Here is a 17122-nt window from a genome sequence, read left to right on the forward strand (position 1 = left end):
GTCACGATGCCTCCGGGACCGGGTCGTCGATGTAGGGGCAGTGCCGGCAGCCGCGCCCGCAACAGGTGCCGCGCCGGGCCAGGAACCCGGCGGTGAGCACGAAGAGCCCGGTGTCCGGGTCAGGGTAACCCGCCTCACCGGCGGCGAGTGCGGCGGCGTGCGCCGCGAGGATCCGCTCCCGGCCCGGATGCGTGGCCGGGAGCCGGGACGGGTGCGGCCGGTCGAGCGGTCGGGGCGCCAGCGGCAGGCGTCGCCCCGGCGGCTGCCCCTTCGGAGCATCCATCGCGCCGACCCTACGACAGCCAGCCGCCCCGCGACACGCCTGACGGCCCGGCCCGGACCCGCTCTTCCGTCAGCCGCCGAACCAGACCATCGACTGCCCGTGTCCCCGGGTCCAGGCGAGCGGTCCGCCGTCCAGCGCGAGCACGTTGTGCTGGGCTCCGCTCGGTTGCTCCGGCAGGTCGTCGTGGGGCAGCACCTCAGGCGCCTCGTTCGAGATCCAGTGACCGGGCAGTCCGCGTACCAGATGGACGAAGGCCGCCCGCCGCGGTGCCGGCACCTGGTAGAGCACGGAGCTGTGGAACACCACCAGGGTGGCGCCGGCCGGCGCCTGCGCCGCCAGCGCCGGCAGATCGTCCACGAGGTCCCCGCGGAGCAGCAGCGGCGGCTCGGCCGCGGCGACGGCCGCGGCGGCCCGCAGCCGGGCCCGTCGGTGCGCGTGCTCCGGCCAGATGACGGCGTCCAGCCAGGCGATGTCGGCGGGATCGCCCACCCGCAGCGGGTTCAGGTCAAGGCCGGCCCGCCACACCACCTCGGGCAGCCGGGCCGGCGGCGTCAGGCCGGTGGCGGCGCAGTCGAGCACCGGCTCGCCGGTGCCGAGCTGGTGGTCGCCGTAGCGGTAGGCGTACCGGTCGGGATAGAGGCAGAGGCCCGCGGAAGCGCCCACCTCCAGCAGCGCGAGCGGCTGCGGCAGCCTGGCGAGGATCGGCAGCAGCAGAGCGCAGCGGCCTGCCTCGTTCGTCTGGGTGGCCCGGAGACGCATCTCCGCCGCCACGAGCCGCCAGTTCGCCATCGTGTAGTCGCGGAACGCCGCCGGGTCCTCCACCGGCCCGCCGAGCAGCCGGACGACTCCGAACAGCAGGTTCGGCTGCCGCTTGGCCGGCGGGAGCGTACCGAGCAGGGCGAGCAGTTCGTCGTCGTCGGCAACGGCCAGAGAGAGGCGTTCGTACGCGGGCGACACGCCGCTCGCCTCGCGGACGCCGAAATCGGCGTAGTCGGCGGCGATCGTCATGCCGTCATGTTCCCAGAGGTCGCTTGCACACCCGCTGTTCCGCCCGTCACACAACCGGGCCCCGTCGACCGTCTCCGATCTCGCCGGCGGGGCCCACGTCGCAGCCGTCAGCTGGTTCGCCGAGCGTAGAAACCGGCGGTGAGGCTCACCCCGACAGCGGCGACGGCGACCTGGAGAATGAGTTCGATCCAGTCGACGCCCGGTGTCTCGGCGACGCCGAAGATGCCCGCGATGATGGTGCCGAGCAGTGCCGCGACGATGCCGATGGCCAGGGTCAGCCAGATGGGGATGTTCTGCTTGCCCGGCACGACGAGCCGGCCCAGCGCGCCGATGACCAGGCCGATGATGATGGCGCTGACGATTCCACCGATCTCCATGACGATCTCCCTCACGTTGTCGTTCGCCGGGCTCGGTGCCCAGTGCCGACGGACGGGAAACCTTTTTGGGATCCGGCACGTCGCCGTCGCGGTGCCTCGACGGCGCGACCGCCCGGTCCCCGTACGGGGACCGGGCGGTCGCGCACGCTACGCCCCCGCCTGCTGCCGGCGAGGGCGCCTTCTCAGCTGCAGCCGGAGGTGGAGCCGCAGCCCTCGCAGACATAGCAGCTGCCGGCGGGACGCATCTTCGTGCCGCAGGTGAAGCAGAGCGGCGCGTCCGCCGCCGTGCCGAGTACCGCCTCCAGCAGCTCGGTGGAGGAGCCGACCGGCGGCGCCGGCCGCTCCACCACCGTCTCGACCCGCTGCTGTTCGGCCGCCGGCTCCGGCTTCGCCGTCTCCACCGGTGCGGAGGCGGTCACCGGAGCGGAGGCGGCCATCGCGGCAAGGTCGACAGCGCTCTCCGCATCGGCCTCCGCCCGCAACTGCGCGGCCCGTTCCTTGGCGGTGAAGATGCCCAGCTCGGCCCGGCGCTCGTACGGCAGGAAGTCCAGTGCCAGCCGGCGGAAGATGTAGTCCATCACCGAGGCAGCCATCCGGACATCCGGGTCGTCGGTCATCCCGGCCGGCTCGAACCGCATGTTGGTGAACTTGCTGACATACGTCTCCAGCGGCACTCCATATTGCAGGCCGATCGAGATGGCCACCGAGAAGGCGTCCATCACCCCGGCCAGCGTCGAGCCCTGCTTCGACATCTTGAGGAAAACCTCACCGAGGCCGTCGTCCGGATAGGACGAGGCGGTGAGGTAGCCCTCGGCCCCGCCGACGGAGAACGAGACCGTCTCGGAGGGGCGCTTCTTCGGCAGCCGCTTGCGCACCGGCCGGTACTCGACGACCTTCTCGACCGCCTTCTCCGGCGCGGCCGGCTCGACCGCCTTCTCCTGCTCCTTCTTGGCCGCCTCCTTCTTCGCGGCCGAGAGCGGCTGACCGACCTTGCAGTTGTCCCGGTAGATCGCCAGCGCCTTGAGGCCGAGCTTCCAGCCCTCGTAGTAGATCCCCTCGACGTCCTCGACGGTCGCCGACTCCGGCATGTTCACCGTCTTGGAGATCGCGCCGGAGATGAAGGGCTGCACCGCCGCCATCATCCGGACATGGCCCATCGGGGCGATCGAGCGCTGGCCCATCGCGCAGTCGAAGACGGCGTAGTGCTCCGGCTTCAACCCGGGCGCGTCCATCACGTGGCCGTGCTCGGAGATGTGCTCCACGATCGCCTCGACCTGCTCCTCGGGATAGCCGAGGCTGCGCAGGGCGCGCGGCACGGTCTGGTTGACGATCTGCATCGAGCCGCCGCCGACCAGCTTCTTGAACTTCACCAGCGCGAGGTCCGGCTCGACCCCGGTGGTGTCGCAGTCCATCATCAGGCCGATGGTGCCGGTGGGCGCGAGCACACTGGCCTGGGCGTTGCGCCAGCCGGACCTGTCACCGATCTTGTTGCCCTGGGTCCACTGCCGGGTCGCCTCGCGGACGATCTCGGTGGCGACCGCGCCGGTCGGCTTGATCTCGTCGTTCGCGGCGGCGTGCTTGCGCATCACCCGCTTGTGCGGCTCGGCGTTGCGGGCGTACCCCTCGTAGGCGCCGACCACGCCGGCGAGCTCGGCCGAGCGGCGGTACGCGGTGCCGGTCATCAGCGAGGTGATCGCGGCGGCCACCGACCGTCCGCTCTCGGAGTCGTACGGGTGACCGGTCGCCATCAGCAGCGCGCCGAGGTTGGCGTACCCGATGCCGAGCTGCCGGTAGGCCCGGGTGGTCTCGCCGATCTTCTCGGTCGGGAAGTCGGCGAAGCAGATCGAGATGTCCATCGCGGTGATGACCAGCTCGACCGACCTGACGAACTTCTGCACCTCGAAGCCGCCGTCGGCGCGGAGGAACTTCATGAGATTGAGCGAGGCCAGGTTGCAGGAGGAGTTGTCGAGGTGGAGGTATTCACTGCATGGGTTGGATGCGGTGATCCGCCCGGTTTCCGGGCAGGTGTGCCAGTCGTTGATCGTGTCGTCGTACTGCAGCCCGGGGTCGGCGCACTCCCAGGCGGCCTGGGAAATGGTCCGGAACAGGCCCTTGGCGTCGATGGTCTCGATCACGGCACCGTCCAGCCGGCCGCGCAGGTCGAACGTGCCGCCGTCCTGCACCGCCCGCATGAACTCGTCGGAGACCCGGACCGAGTTGTTGGCGTTCTGGTACTGCACGCTGACGATGTCGGGGCCGCCGAGGTCCATGTCGAAGCCGGCGTCCCGGAGCGCGCGGATCTTGTCCTCCTCGCGCGCCTTGGTGAGCACGAACTCCTCGACGTCCGGGTGGTCGACGTCCAGGATGACCATCTTGGCGGCCCGCCGGGTGGCACCGCCGGACTTGATGGTGCCGGCGCTGGCGTCCGCACCCCGCATGAAGCTGACCGGGCCGGAGGCGGTGCCGCCGCTGGAGAGCAGTTCCTTGGAGGAGCGGATCCGGGAGAGGTTAACCCCGGAGCCGGAGCCGCCCTTGAAGATCAGCCCCTCCTCCTTGTACCAGTCGAGGATCGAGTCCATCGAGTCGTCGACGGCGAGGATGAAACACGCGCTGACCTGCTGCGGCGAGGCGGTGCCGACGTTGAACCAGACCGGCGAGTTGAAGCTGAAGACCTGGTGCAGCAGCATCCAGGTCAGTTCGTGCTCGAAGACCTCGGCGTCGGCGGGGCTGGCGAAGTAGCCGTGCTGCTCCCCCGACGCCCGGTACGTCTTCACCACCCGGTCGATGAGTTGCTTGAGCGACCACTCCCGCTCCGGCGTACCGACCGCGCCCCGGAAGTATTTCGTGGTGACGATGTTGGCCGCGTTGACGCTCCACGACTCCGGGAACTCGACACCCCGCTGCTCAAAGTTGATCGAGCCGTCCCGCCAGTTCGTCATGACGACGTCCCGGCGCTCCCAGGTCACCTCGTCGTACGGGTGCACCCCCTCGGTGGTCCAGACACGCTCGACCTTCAGGCCGGCGTTCGCCGCCGCCCTGGTACGTGACCTACTCGCTGTCACACCTTCCCCCGGCATTCCATCCGCCCCCTTACGCACGCACGGCGCTCCCGCCGCACGGCCTCGCTGATCTCCTGAAAGAGCTGATCTCCTGAAAGAACTAGCCGGCCCGCTCACCGGCCGGCTGGACACCCCCGACGTCCTCCGCCGGCCGGCTCCGGGCAGTCGTCGCCGACCGCAACGACTCGATCTCCCGCTCGAAGTCGTCCAGCGACTCGAACGACCGGTAGACGCTGGCGAAGCGCAGGTAGGCCACCTCATCCAGCTCACGCAGCGGACCCAGGATGGCGAGCCCGACGTCGTGACTGGGAATCTCGGCCGCGCCCCTGGCCCGGACCGTCTCCTCCACCCGCTGGGCCAGCAGGGCGATCGCGTCGTCGTCCACGGGACGCCCCTGGCAGGCCTTACGCACCCCACCGATGATCTTGGTCCGGCTGAACGGCTCGGTGACCCCGCTGCGCTTGACGACCGCGAGGACGGCCTCCTCGACGGTGGTGAACCGCTTGCCGCACTCGGGGCAGGAACGACGGCGCCGGATCAGCTGGCCGTCGTCGGCCTCGCGGGAGTCGACCACCCGCGAGTCGGCGTGCCGGCAGTACGGACACCGCATTTCCGACCTCCTTCGCACCCGCCGTGGCACACGCCTCCGGGCCCACCGGACAGCGCGGGCGCAGCCGCGCGCAGGCAGCCCGAAGCTGCGGGTGGCCATCCGGGACGACTCCCGCAGTGCGTGGCGAACCTGAGAGCTGTGGGTAGTGAAACCCCAACTTCTAGGCGACTTACACCCTTGTCACTACTATATCTAGGGGTCGACGGTAAGCCGCAGAGGAGTCGTGGTCAAGTTGGGCGGGCGTGGCGTGGCCCGCAATCTTCCAACCGCGCGGCCGGCACGGCGGTTACCGCCTCACCGGACGCGGTTTGCGGACCAGCGTCGGATGACCGCTGGCGCCGCACGGGTGGATCGCCATCCCCCGGCAGTAGCCGCTACCGCCTCGCCGGCAGGACCAGCCGTTGCCCGGCGTGCACGGTGTGATCTTCCAGCCCGTTGAGGCGACGGATCTCGTCGATCACGGCGAACGGCCGCCGACTCGGCCGGTGCCGCTCGGCAACCGACCAGAGGGTGTCGCCGGGACGAACCACCGCCGTCTCCACGGGCCGTGGCGGATCGGCGGCCCGGGACGCCGGGGAGAGGATCGCCGCCAGGCCCGCCACGAGCAGCAGCAGAAACACCGTCACCACGAGCCTGCCCCGCCGGGTCAGCCGCAGCCGACCACCGCCCGGTGACGCCCCCGGAAACCCCGTCGCACCCATTGCGGCCTCCAAGATCGAACAGGAGTTCGAACGAACGGACGTACGATGGTTTATCAGAACAGGCGTTCGATGTCGAGCCCCGCTCGAGGCGACACGCCGCGCCGATGTCGTACAGATGTTTGAAACTACGTGATCTCACCTATACGGTTTTGAACATCGACACCGGCACGCGGCGACGACCGCGAAGCCGGCGCCGAGACCTTACGCACCACGAGCCATCACCCACTACCAGCCGCCAGGGCACCGCACCCGCCACCAGGGAGGACGACGTGTCGACCGACGACCGGACGAGCCGGCAGAAGGCCCAGAAGATCGGCGCAGCGGGCAGCCGGGCAAGCCGGCGCTCGGCCACGCCACGCACCCGGGAGGATGCGCCCGCGCTGCGCGCGGTCACTCCGGTGGTGAGTGCCCTCCCGGAACTGGTCTCCACCGAGCTCACCGCACGGCAGCGGCGGATCCTGGAATTCATCCGGGACTGGGTGGAACGGTTCGGTTACCCGCCCAGCGTGCGGGAGATCGGCGAGGCCGTCGGGCTGGTCTCCCCGTCCAGCGTGGCCTACCAACTCAAGGAACTCGAGCGCAAGGGCTTCCTCCGGCGCGACCCGAACCGGCCGCGCGCCGTCGACGTGCGGCCGCCGAACGAGCTGGTCGACGACGAGACCGCCAGGGCCCAGCGCCCCACCCCGGCCTACGTGCCGATGCTCGGCCGGATCGCCGCCGGTGGCCCGATCCTCGCCGAACAGGCCGTCGAGGACATCTTCCCGCTCCCCCGCGAACTGGTCGGTGAGGGCGAGGTCTTCATGCTCCAGGTCAAGGGCGACTCGATGCTCGACGCAGCGATCTGCGACGGCGACTGGGTGGTGGTCCGCCAGCAGCCCACCGCGAACGCCGGGGAGATCGTCGCGGCGATGCTCGACGGCGAGGCAACGGTCAAGACCTACCGCCGCCGGGACGGGCACGTCTGGCTGATGCCGGCCAACTCCGCCTTCGACCCGATTCCCGGCGACAACGCGACGATCATGGGGCGGGTGGTCGCGGTGCTTCGCCGGATCTGACCCACCGGCCGCCGGGGCCACCGGTGGAAGGGCCGGCCGGTCCTCCGGTCTCGAGGCCCTGCTCCGAATCACTCGGCGCCGGGCGGTGATCCTCGGCGCCCGGCGGCGGCCGGTAATCAGTGATCAGCGGTGGTCAGCGGTAGTCGTAGTCGTCAGGGTGCCCGCCGGAGCGTTGCCGGGGCTGACCGTACTGCCCACCGCGAGGACCGCCACCGCGCGGGCCCGCACCGTGGCCCGACCGTGGCGATCCGCCGCGCTGCTCGGGCCACTGCTCGTCCGGCCCGGGACGCCCACCGTCCCGACCGTTGCCGTTACCGCTGCCATACGTGTTGTCGGCCGGCTGGCCGCCGTAGACCCCGCCACCGGCGCGGGGCCGGCCGGCCGGAGCACCACCACCGGCCGGGGCGCCGCCGTACACGCCGCCCGCGGAGGAGCGGCCACCGCCGCCCGGCGGGCGGCCACCACCTGCGGGCGGACGGCCACTACCGCCGCCACCCTGAGGCCGGCCACCCCCGTAGACGCCGCCAGCGGCCGGTTTCGCACCGTAGACCGCGCCGCTGCCCGGTTTCGCCCCATAGACACCGCCGGCGGGTCCACCGCGGCCGGCCGGCTCATAGTCGTCGGCGGGCCGGTCGGAGCGGTAGCCGTGGCCGTAGCCGCCGGATCGTGGCGGCCCCCAGCTCTCCTCGTCGTCATAGCCGGGTCGCCGGCCACCGGAAGGGTTCCGCCCTTCCCCGGGCCGCGCCTCCCCCCGGCCCGCCCGCGGATCGTTGTCGGTCCCATCCGGTCCGGTGACGCCCAGCCCGTCCTCGCGGGGTCGACGGCGGGCCCGCACGATGCCGAAGATGCCGAGCCCGACCAGCAGGGCACCGAGCACCCCCACGGCCGCGATGAGATAGGTGATGTCGTTCAGAGTCAGCGAATCGGTCCAGGACTGCTCGGATTTCTTGTCGCCCGCCGCCGCGCCGTCCGCGGCCGCCGCGACCTCCTTGGCCGGGGTGTAGCTCAGCACCGTCACGTCCTGCTCCTCGCCGAGCGAGGCGATGTCGGAAACGGTGAGGAAGCTCTTGCCGTCCGGGGTGTAGGCGATCGCCTCTCCGAAGGGGTCGGCCAGGGCCGTCATCCGGGGCCGACCGGTCGTCAGGGTCTTCACCACGTCGTCGCCCTGGACATCCCACTCGAAGGCGTCGGCGTAGGTGCGCAGGGCGATGCGCTTGCCATCCGGCGACCGGGCCGCACCTGTGATGGTCACCCGGCCCGCCCCGCCGAACGGGTTGGCGGTGGAGGACTTGGGCAGGGTGATCTCGCCGGCCTTCTCCAGCGGCACGCCCTCGTCGTTGTTCTTCGCCAACTCCGCCGTCGGACGGTAGATCTCCGCCTTCCCGGTCGACTTGGTGATGATCAGTGGCACGTCGTCGGGGCCGATGAGCAATGCCTCGGCGTCGTGCCGCTTGTTGCCGGGAAACGTCAGCCGGTGCAGCACCGGCTTGGCGGCCCCGCTGAGCGGCATGCTCCAGAGGACCACGCTCGTCCGCCGTTCGGAGTCGTTGTCACCGGTGTCGGCGATCCAGACCGTCTTGCCGTCCGCGGAGAGGGCGAGGTCCTCCGGGTCGCGCGGGTTGCTGGCGTACTGGACGACCTTCTTCAGCTTGCACTTGGTGTCCAGCAGGAAGACCCGCTCCCGGGCGGGGTCGTCGCTCCCGTCGTTGATCGCCACGTAACCACTCGAGGTAGCGATCAGGCCGGAGAGTTCGGTCATCCGCTCGTCCGTGATGGTGCAGACCTTCTTGCCGGCGGCGGCGGAGGCCGCGGTAGCGCCGAAACCGAGGGTGGCCCCGACCAGGCCCAGGGTCAGCCCGAGAGCGCCGAAGGCAACCAGCACCGTGGAAAGGACTCGCCGCATCCGCACAGTGTCGCATGCTGGTGCCGCCAACCGGGGAGGCGGCGTGATCAACCCTCCGTCACCGCCTGACGGGACTGCTGATCATCCCGCCAGCTCCCGGTACGGCGCCAACTCGGCGGCGAGCGCCTCGTCCACCCGTACGTGCAGCTTCGTCCCCTCCGCCAGATGCGCCGTGCCGAGCACCTCGCCCCGGCGGTGCACCCGGGCAACCAGGTCGCCCCGGTCGTAGGGCAGCACCGCGCGCACCTCGACCGCCGGACGGGGCAGCCGGGCCTCGATCGCGGCACGGACGTCCTCGACGCCCGCGCCGGTACGCGCCGAGACGAAGACCGCCTCCGGCCATTCGCGCTTCAGCCGGAGCAGCGTCTCCTCGTCCGCCGCGTCGGTCTTGTTGACCACCAGCAACTCGGGGAGCTTGTCGGCGCCGACCTCGGCCAGCACCTCGCGTACCGCCCGGACCTGCTCCTCGGGGTCGGCGTGCGCGCCGTCGACCACGTGCACGACCAGGTCGGCGTCGGCCACCTCCTCGAGGGTGGAGCGGAACGCCTCGACGATCTGGTGCGGCAGGTGGCGGACGAATCCGACCGTGTCGGCCAGGGTGTAGACCCGGCCGTCGGCGGCGTACGCCCGGCGCGTCGTCGGATCCAGCGTGGCGAAGAGCGCATCCTCGACCAGCACCCCGGCATTGGTGAGCCGGTTGAGCAGACTCGACTTGCCCGCGTTGGTGTAGCCGGCAATGGCCACCGCCGGTACGCCGTTGCGGGCCCGGCGGGCGCGCTTGGTGATCCGGGCGGTCCGCATGCCCTTGATGTCCCGGCGGAGCCGGGAGATCCGGATCCGGATCCGGCGCCGGTCGGTCTCCAGCTTGGTCTCACCGGGGCCACGGAGCCCCACCCCGCCGCCGGCACCGCCGCCCCGGCCGCTGCCGCCGGCCTGCCGGGACAGGCTCTCACCCCAACCGCGAAGCCGGGGCAGCAGGTATTCGAGCTGGGCGAGCTCGACCTGTGCCTTGCCCTCCCGGCTCTTGGCGTGCTGGGCGAAGATGTCCAGGATCAGGGCGGTCCGGTCGACCACCTTGACCTTGATCCGCTGCTCCAGATTACGAAGCTGCGACGGCGACAGTTCACCGTCGCAGATCACCGTGTCGGCGCCGGAGGCGAGGACCACCGAGCCGAGGTCGTCGACCTTGCCCCGACCGATGTAGGTGGCGGGATCCGGCCGGCTACGGCGCTGGATCAGGCCCTCGAGCACCTGTGAACCGGCGGTCTCGGCGAGCGCGGCGAGCTCGGCGAGGGAGTTCTCCGCGTCGGTCACCGTGCCGTCCGCCCAGACGCCGACCAGGACCACCCGCTCCAGCCGGAGCTGCCGGTATTCGACCTCGGTGACGTCCGCGAGCTCGGTGGAGAGGCCCGCGACCCGGCGAAGTGCCTGGCGATCCTCCAGCTCCAGCTCGCCGGTGGTGACGTCGTCGTCGATGACGATGGCGTCGAGGTCTGCGTCCGCCAGCCGAACGAAGCTTTCCTGGTCTCGCAAGCCGTTCCTCCTGATCTCTACCCACCGACGAGATCCCGTCACCCGACGCGATCTCGCTGTCCGTCGACGGGGGGTCTGGTCGTTACCCGCCGGCCGCCGGAAGGTGTCTGTCGTCTGTTGCACCCTCTGCACGCTCTGCGCGTCGTCGTCGCATTGATTACGCTGTGCGTGCTGGTGGCAATCAATCGTGACACGCGGGCCGGTCGGACGCACCTGCTATAAGTCGGCTCCGGCCACCCGACGGTGCACAACCCGCACCGCTCCCCAGCGAGATCAACCACTGGCGCCGGCCCGAAATTCCGCTCCGGCACCGTCTGCTCCGGACGTCGACGGACCGGGCAGCCTGGCGGAGACGACGACATCGGCTCGGCCTAGGGTGGTCCGGGTCGCCGGATGGCGGCGGAGGCCGGCCCGGCCGACGGCGGGGTGGGACCGGCAGGCGAGAATGCTGACGGCGGCAGCGAGGCCGCGGGAAGACGACGGAGGACCACGTGGCGATCACCCGACTGCCGAGTGCCGGATTCTCGATCACCATCCGGATCAGCGTAACGGCGGACGCCTCGGCCATCGGCCGGCTGACCACCTGCGTCGGCGAGGCCGGTGCCATCGTCACCGCGCTCGACGTGGTCGACTCCGACCCGACCACGGTGGTCGTCGACCTGACCTGCGACACCGCCGACGCGACCCACGCCGACCAGGTGGTGAAGGCGCTCAGCGCGCTGGACGGGGTTGACGTCCGGAAGGTCTCCGACCGGACCTTCCTGCTCCACCTGGGCGGAAAGATCGAGGTGTCACCGAAGGTGGCGCTACGCAACCGCGACGAGCTCTCCCGCGCGTACACCCCGGGGGTCGCCCGGGTCTGCCTGGCCATCGCGGAGAATCCGGCGGACGCCCGCCGGTTGACCATCAAGCGGAACACGGTAGCGGTGGTTACGGACGGCTCGGCCGTGCTGGGCCTGGGCAACATCGGTCCGGCGGCGGCGCTGCCGGTGATGGAGGGCAAGGCCGCGCTCTTCAAGCGGTTCGGCGGGGTGGACGCCTGGCCGGTGGTGCTGGACACCCAGGATCCGGACGAGATCGTCTCGATCGTCCGGGCGATCGCGCCGCAGTATGGCGGAATCAACCTGGAGGACATCGCCGCGCCGCGTTGTTTCGAGATCGAGAACCGACTGCGTGAACTGCTCGACATCCCGGTGTTCCACGACGACCAGCACGGCACCGCGATCGTGGTCCTGGCGGCGCTGACCAACGCGCTGCGGGTGGTGGGCAAGAAGCTCGCGGACGTCAAGGTCGTCGTCTCCGGCGCGGGCGCCGCCGGTACGGCGATCATGAAGCTCCTGCTCCGGCAGGGCGTCGGCGACATCGTCGCGTACGACCGGCAGGGCCCTCTGCACCGCGGCCTGGAGGGTCTCAATCCGGCCTGGCAGTGGCTCGCCGACAACACCAACCGGCACGGCTTCTCCGGTGACCTTCAGTCGGCCCTGCGCGACGCGGACGTCTTCATCGGGGTGAGCGCGCCCAACCTGCTCAGCGGCGACGACATCGCCACCATGGCGCCCGGTGCGATCGTCTTCGCGTTGGCCAACCCGGACCCCGAGGTGGATCCCCGAGAGGCCCGCAGGCACGCGGCGGTGGTCGCCACCGGCCGCTCCGACCAGCCCAACCAGATCAACAACGTCCTTGCCTTCCCCGGCGTCTTCCGCGGCATGCTGGATGCGCACGCCGAGGAGTTCACCGAGGAGATGGCGATCGCGGCCGCCCGCGCCATCGCCGACGTGGTGGGAACAGAGAAGATCAACCCAACGGTCATCGTGCCGAGCGTCTTCGACTCCCGGGTGGCTCCGGCGGTGGCCGCCGCCGTCCGGGCCGCCGCACAGCACCCGAGCCCGCCACCGGCCGCCGACTCCGGCCCGGCCGACCTGCCCGAGATCGCCGCTGGGGCAGCCGCCCCGGCGAGCCCGCTGTCAGGCTGATCCGCCGGGTACGCCGCTGGCGGCGGGGCAAGCCTCCGGCGGCACAAGCGTCCGCCGGGAGAAGCCTTTCGCAGAGGACGAGACTCCCGCAGAAAACGAGACACCCGCGGGACAAGGCTCGTGTCGGCCGTACCGACGGCTGGCTGATCAGGCGCCGAGTGTGGCCAGGTCGATCTCACCCTGCGCGACCAGGACCGCCGGGCCGGCAAGCCAGCAACTCCCGTCCTCCAGGGTGACCGTCAACCGGCCGCCCGGCACGTCCACGGCGACGACCCCGCCGGTCCGCCCGGCGTCGCGCAACGCCACCGCCGCCACCGCGCAGGCGCCGGAGCCGCACGAGAGCGTCTCCGCCGAACCGCGCTCGTAGACCCGCATCCGCACGTGCCGGTCGGCGCCGCCGACCGGCGGTGCACCGTGCGGCGAGTGCCAACTCGTGGCGCTGCTGTGCCTCGTCCAGTCGCCCCCGACACGGTCGGCAAGGTCGTCGCCGGCGGCGACGAACTCGACGTTCACGCCGGTCGGAAAGGCCGCCGGATCGAAGCCGGGTGAGCGGGTGAGGTCCAGCCCGGCCAGGTCGACGCTTTCCGGCAGCACGCAGACCAGATGCGGGTTGCCGCAGTCGACGGCGGTGCCGGCCAGGGTGAGCCCGCCGAGTGTGGCCAGGGCCGACCCGATGATGCGCGGTCGCCCCAGGTCCACCGAGATCTTCTCGCCACCGACCTCGGCCCGCACCACTCCGGCCCGGGTGGCGATCGGCAGGAGGCCGTCGACCGGCTCGGCCAGCCCGCTGGAGATCAGGTAGCGGGCGAAGACCCGCACCCCGTTGCCGCACATCTCGGCAAGGGTGCCGTCGGCATTCCAGTAGTCCATGAACCACTCGGCGGCGCCGGCGTACCCGACCGCGTCGGGATGCTTGGCGGCCCGCACCACCCGCAGCACGCCGTCCGCGCCGATCCCGCGCCGACGGTCGCAGAGCGCCGCCACGATCGACGAGGTCAGGCCGAGCTGGCCGTCTGGATCGGGCAGGAGCACGAAGTCGTTGCCGGTGCCGTGGCCCTTGGTGAACCGCACCCCTCCATCATTGCCGAACGGTTCCGGACACCGCCGGGCACCCTCGCCGGGCCAGCGCCAGGCGTCATCCCGGCCGCCCCTCCTGCACCAGGCGACTCCCCAGCCTCGCTCTCCCGGGGGTCGGCCGTCACCTGGACAGTCCGGGACCGCCGGTCAGCGGATCGCCGGCGGCGACCAGGGTGAGTGCCGCTTCGACCAGGTCGCTGCTGGCCGCATCCAACCAGTGGATCCGGGGATCGCGGCGGAACCACGCGCGCTGCCGCCGGACGAACCGCCGGGTCGCCTGGACCGTGTCAGCCAGCGCCTGCGCCTCGGAGGTCCGACCGTCGAGGAACCGGAGCACCTGCTGGTAGCCGAGCGCCCGGCTGGCGGTGCGGCCGTCCCGCAGACCCCGCTCCACCAATGTCCGGGTCTCGGTGACCAGGCCGGCTGCCCACATCCGCTCCACCCGTGCGGCGATCCGCTCGTCCAGGTCGGCGGTCTCCCGGTCGACACCGATCTGCACCGCGTCGTAGTGCGGGCTCGGGCGGGGCAGCGAGGCGGTGAACGGCGCCCCGGTCAGTTCGATCACCTCCAGCGCCCGCACGATCCGCCGCCCGTTGCTGGGCAGGATGCTCTCGGCGGCGACCGGATCGGTGGCCCGCAGCCGGGCGTGCAACAGCGCCGGCCCCGAGGCGGCAAGCTCCTCCTCCAGTCGAGCCCGCACCACGGGATCCGTCCCAGGGAACTCGAACTCGTCCAGCACCGCCCGCACGTAGAGCCCGGAGCCACCGACCAGGAGGGGTACCCGTCCCCGGGCCAGGATGTCGTCGACCGCCGCCCGGGCCAGCGCCTGGTACGCCGCCACGCTCGCCGGTTCGGTCACGGCCCAGATGTCGAGCAGGTGATGCGGCACGCCACCTCGCTCGGCCGGGCTGAGCTTGGCGGTACCGATGTCCAGCCCGTGATAGAGCTGCATCGAGTCCGCGTTGACCACCTCGCCGCCGACGGCCCGGGCCAGCTCGATGCTGAGCCCGGACTTGCCGGTCGCGGTGGGGCCCACGATCGCGACGACCCGGCCGCGTCCGCTCATGCCGGCATCCCTTCGGGCCCGCCCGCCTGCGCCGATCCGCCCGTATCCTCCGCCGCCCGACCGCCCACACCCTCCGGCATCCGACCGGCCGCATCCTCCACCGCCCGACCGCCCACACCCTCCGGCACCCGGCCGGCCGCATCCTCCGGCACCCGGCCGGCCGCATCCTCCGGCGTCCAGGTGGCCACGAAGTAGCTCACCCCGTAGGGCGCGGCATAGTAGGTCAGCGCGCCGCGCCAGGGCGCTCCACTCCGGAGCACCGCGGCGGCGGCCACCTGCCAGGGCCCCCGGCCGGCGACCCGCAGCCGCGCCGACAGCGCCGGCTCCAGCCCGAGCAGCGCCGGACCGTCGACGGCCCGCAGCGCCGCGGCGACCCGATCGTCGTACGGCCGGGCGCGCGGATCGTCGTATCCGGGGGAACGCTCGCCCCGGCAGGCCGACCCGTCCCCCATCACCAGCAGCGCGACCCGCTCCGCCGGATCCTCGACCAGTTCGGCACCGATCCGTCGGCACTCCTCCACCGGGACGTCCGTGCCGACGCTCTGTCCCCGGCGCGGTCCCGCCGCGCCGGCCCGGTTCAGCAGCCAGGCGCCGACCAGCAGGCTGAGCGGCAACTCCGCCGGGCTCTCGTACCCGCTGTCAGCGGGGCCGCCAGCAGCACCGTCACCGGCGTCGAACCCTGCCGGACCGCCGTCGCGCACCGGTCCCAGCCGCAGCAACCGGTCCAGGCCGTACGGCCGGAGGCTGCCCGAGTCGGCGGGATCGTGCCGGCGGGTCCGGTCACCGGTGCCGAGCACGAGAATGACGTCCGGCGTCGCGGCCGATAGCCGGCCGACCGCCTCGACGCAGGCGAATCGAAGATCATCCAGCTCGGCGGCCACGGCGCCGGCCAGTTCCGGGACGATCATCGGTGGATGCGGGCAGACGGCGGCGGCGACCAGTGGCACGCCACCACCGTAACGGGCGCCAGACTCTACACCCGTGGGCCTGGCGATCCGGGTGCGGTCTAGGACACCGTATGGTCACGGTCGACGATAGGCGCTCGACGCGGACCGGGTTGGACCTGTGACAATGCCGGGAGAAACTTAGCTGCGCCGTGGCGGCGACCGCCGGGGACCCCCATCCCCGGCAGCGCCGGGAGAACGAGGATGGGCTCATGAGTGACTGGACTGCCTTTGGACGGGTGGATGCGGACGGGAACGTCTACGTCAAGACGGCCGAGGGTGAGCGTATGGTCGGTTCCTGGCAGGCCGGTGCGCCGGAGGAAGGTCTGGCCCACTTCGCCCGCCGCTTCGCCGACCTGGTCACCGAGGTCGATCTGACCGAGGCCCGGCTCCAGTCGGGGGCGGCCGACCCGTCGGGATCACTCGCCACCATCCGGCGGTTGCGCGCCTCGCTCGCCGAGGCGCACGTGGTCGGCGACCTCGACTCGCTCGCGGCCCGGCTGGACCGGCTGGCCACGCTCGCGGAGAGCAAGGCCGGCGAGGCCCGCGCCGCCCGGGAGACCGCGCGGGCCGAGGCGGTCACCCGGAAGACGGCGCTGGTCGAGGAGGCCGAGAAGTTGGCCGCCGAGTCCACCGGGTGGAAGACCGCGGGCGACCGGCTCAAGGAGATCCTCGAAGAGTGGAAGACCATCCGCGGCGTCGACAAGAAGACCGACGGCGAGCTGTGGAAGCGGTTCGCCGCCGCCCGGGACGGCTTCACCCGTCGCCGCGGGGCGCACTTCGCGACCCTCGACGCCCAGCGTAAGCAGGCCCAGGCGGCCAAGGAGGAGTTGGTCGTCGAGGCCGAGTCGCTGGCCGACTCGACCGACTGGGCACCGACGGCCAACCGGCTGCGGGAGTTGATGGCACAGTGGAAGGCCGCGCCGCGCGCCTCCAAGGAGGCGGAGGAACGGCTCTGGGAGCGGTTCCGGGGTGCCCAGGACGCCTTCTTCTCCCGGCGTAGTGAGGTCTTCTCGGCCCGGGACGCCGAGCAGCGGGGCAACCTGGAGCGCAAGCAGGCACTGCTCGCCGAGGCGGAGTCGCTGGACGTCGATGCGGATCCGCGCGGCGCCCAGACGAAGCTCCGGGAGATCCAGGGCCAGTGGCACGAGGCGGGCCGGGTGCCCCGGGACGCGGCAGCCAACCTGGACCGGCGACTGCGGGCCGTGGACGAGAAGGTCCGCCAGGCGATGGACTCCGCGTGGCGCCGGACCGAGCCCTCGGCCAACCCGCTGCTCGCGCAGATGCGTGACCAGGTCGCCGAGGCCGAGCAGCGGCTCACGCGGGCCCAGGCGGCCGGTGACGCCAAGCGGATCCGGGAGGCCGAGCAGGCTCTCACCGCAAAGCGGCGCTTCCTCGAACTGGCGGAACAAGCGAGCTGAGCCGACCCGGGCGGGCGGATACGACCCGTCCGGGCAGCCTGGTCGCCGCCCGGAACAACCGGCGGTGCCGGCACCGGCCGCATCGGCCGGTAACCCGGTCGGCGGTTAGGAA

At 71.7% G+C, this 17122-nt stretch carries 13 protein-coding genes and 1 pseudogene; 3 read left to right on the top strand and 11 right to left on the bottom strand.

The window, feature by feature from the left end:
• Position 1: 1 nt before the first annotated feature.
• The 6 genes from ACN28C_RS29110 to ACN28C_RS29135 form a co-directional block, all read right to left on the bottom strand.
• A complete protein-coding gene (locus ACN28C_RS29110; RefSeq protein ID WP_422770701.1) occupies positions 2-283 on the bottom strand; it encodes a DUF5522 domain-containing protein in 282 nt (93 codons plus the stop codon).
• 69 nt (positions 284-352) lie between these two features.
• Complete coding sequence (locus tag ACN28C_RS29115; RefSeq protein WP_422770702.1) at positions 353-1291, bottom strand: DUF2332 domain-containing protein; 939 nt, start codon at positions 1289-1291, stop codon at positions 353-355.
• 107 nt (positions 1292-1398) lie between these two features.
• A complete protein-coding gene (locus ACN28C_RS29120) occupies positions 1399-1668 on the bottom strand; it encodes a GlsB/YeaQ/YmgE family stress response membrane protein (protein WP_422770703.1) in 270 nt (89 codons plus the stop codon).
• A 182-nt stretch (positions 1669-1850) separates the two neighbouring features.
• A complete protein-coding gene (locus ACN28C_RS29125) occupies positions 1851-4745 on the bottom strand; it encodes a vitamin B12-dependent ribonucleotide reductase (RefSeq protein ID WP_422770704.1) in 2895 nt (964 codons plus the stop codon).
• An 82-nt stretch (positions 4746-4827) separates the two neighbouring features.
• Entirely contained in the window at positions 4828-5337 is a 510-nt protein-coding gene (gene nrdR, locus ACN28C_RS29130; protein WP_422770705.1) for a transcriptional regulator NrdR, read from the bottom strand.
• A gap of 374 nt (positions 5338-5711) precedes the next feature.
• On the bottom strand, positions 5712-6038 hold the full coding sequence (locus tag ACN28C_RS29135) for a LysM peptidoglycan-binding domain-containing protein (protein ID WP_422770706.1): 327 nt from the start codon (positions 6036-6038) through the stop codon (positions 5712-5714).
• A gap of 269 nt (positions 6039-6307) precedes the next feature.
• On the opposite strand from ACN28C_RS29135, the gene lexA reads away from it, so the two are divergent.
• Positions 6308-7093, top strand: a complete 786-nt coding sequence (gene lexA / locus ACN28C_RS29140) for a transcriptional repressor LexA (protein ID WP_422770707.1) — start codon at positions 6308-6310, stop codon at positions 7091-7093.
• Between the two features lie 133 nt (positions 7094-7226).
• Here the strand turns inward: lexA and ACN28C_RS29145 are convergent, their stop codons facing one another.
• Both ACN28C_RS29145 and hflX read right to left on the bottom strand, forming a co-directional pair.
• The gene (locus ACN28C_RS29145) at positions 7227-8996 is read right to left on the bottom strand and encodes a hypothetical protein (protein ID WP_422770708.1); all 1770 of its coding nucleotides are present in this window, start codon (positions 8994-8996) and stop codon (positions 7227-7229) included.
• 81 nt (positions 8997-9077) lie between these two features.
• Positions 9078-10529, bottom strand: coding sequence for a GTPase HflX (gene hflX, locus ACN28C_RS29150; protein WP_422770709.1), 1452 nt, complete (start codon positions 10527-10529; stop codon positions 9078-9080).
• A gap of 491 nt (positions 10530-11020) precedes the next feature.
• Between hflX and ACN28C_RS29155 the strand changes: the two genes are divergently transcribed.
• Complete coding sequence (locus tag ACN28C_RS29155) at positions 11021-12502, top strand: NAD-dependent malic enzyme (protein WP_422770710.1); 1482 nt, start codon at positions 11021-11023, stop codon at positions 12500-12502.
• A gap of 147 nt (positions 12503-12649) precedes the next feature.
• On the opposite strand, the gene dapF is transcribed toward ACN28C_RS29155, so the two are convergent.
• The 3 genes and pseudogenes from dapF to ACN28C_RS29170 form a co-directional block, all read right to left on the bottom strand.
• Positions 12650-13573, bottom strand: a complete 924-nt coding sequence (dapF, locus tag ACN28C_RS29160) for a diaminopimelate epimerase (protein ID WP_422770711.1) — start codon at positions 13571-13573, stop codon at positions 12650-12652.
• A gap of 127 nt (positions 13574-13700) precedes the next feature.
• Positions 13701-14645: a tRNA (adenosine(37)-N6)-dimethylallyltransferase MiaA gene (miaA, locus tag ACN28C_RS29165; protein WP_422770712.1), complete on the bottom strand. Its 945-nt coding sequence runs from the start codon at positions 14643-14645 to the stop codon at positions 13701-13703.
• A 158-nt stretch (positions 14646-14803) separates the two neighbouring features.
• Positions 14804-15553: pseudogene (locus ACN28C_RS29170) on the bottom strand (hypothetical protein); the annotation flags it as partial.
• A 248-nt stretch (positions 15554-15801) separates the two neighbouring features.
• Here ACN28C_RS29170 and ACN28C_RS29175 point away from each other — a divergent pair.
• Positions 15802-17010 carry a DUF349 domain-containing protein gene (locus tag ACN28C_RS29175; protein WP_422770713.1) on the top strand — a complete coding sequence of 403 codons (1209 nt, stop codon included), beginning with the start codon at positions 15802-15804 and terminating at the stop codon, positions 17008-17010.
• Positions 17011-17122 lie beyond the last annotated feature (112 nt).

It is taken from the genome of Plantactinospora sp. WMMC1484 (genome assembly GCF_049315195.1).
In the GTDB taxonomy this organism is placed as follows: Bacteria; Actinomycetota; Actinomycetes; order Mycobacteriales; family Micromonosporaceae; genus Plantactinospora.